Consider the following 657-nt stretch of genomic DNA (forward strand, 5'->3'; position numbering starts at 1 on the left):
CGTCGGCGGCAAATACGTACGGGCTAACAAGTAGCATGACCATGGTGATGAGTTTTCTCATGATGGGCTCCATCTATAGGTTGATTGCTGGTGATAAATCGAAGGTAAAGCGCTGTTGATTTATCTGACATGGGTTGATTGGTTCACAAGGCGAGCCGGGTGCATAAAACATAGAGGCGTGACCGTGCAAATTACGTAAGTGGGTAAAGCTGACTGTTTGGGCATCTGAGCGATGCATACAGGTACCTAAATGGGGTTGTTCACTGTGATGATGAGAGTGAAACATCAGCAAGTTTTGCTGGTTTTTACCCGTAGAGATAAGTTGGTCGTATTTTGCTTGTCGGTAGGCTTGTACTCTCGCCAAATCGACGCCCGATGAAAACAATGGTGAATCGGTCTCAACAGTACTTTGCTGAACTCCATCCCACTTATAAGCGACGACCAAGCCGTTGTGTTGCGTCAAATTGGGAGCGAAAGCCAGTAGAGTAAATGGTGCAAAAGAGCTTAGCTCTAAACGATGAAATGCCTCGGTGAGCTGTGCGATGTTTCGGCTTGACGACATGTTCTTGAGCAGTAAGCCACGGCTAATCAATGGACCATCTGGCACAATGCCTTGGTAGTTATTAAGTAGGCACAGTGAAAGACCGAACTCGTTGA

General features: G+C 46.7%; 1 protein-coding gene and 1 pseudogene. Both read right to left on the reverse strand.

Translation table 11 applies throughout. From position 1 onward, the window contains the following. Window positions 1–61 (reverse strand): annotated as a pseudogene (locus KIV40_RS34010) (YHS domain protein); the annotation flags it as partial. A gap of 12 nt (window positions 62–73) precedes the next feature. Then, window positions 74–657 (reverse strand): hypothetical protein (locus tag KIV40_RS34015; protein WP_285353856.1); only part of this gene is annotated, 584 nt, incomplete at its 5' end.

This window comes from Vibrio sp. D173a, assembly GCF_030248475.1.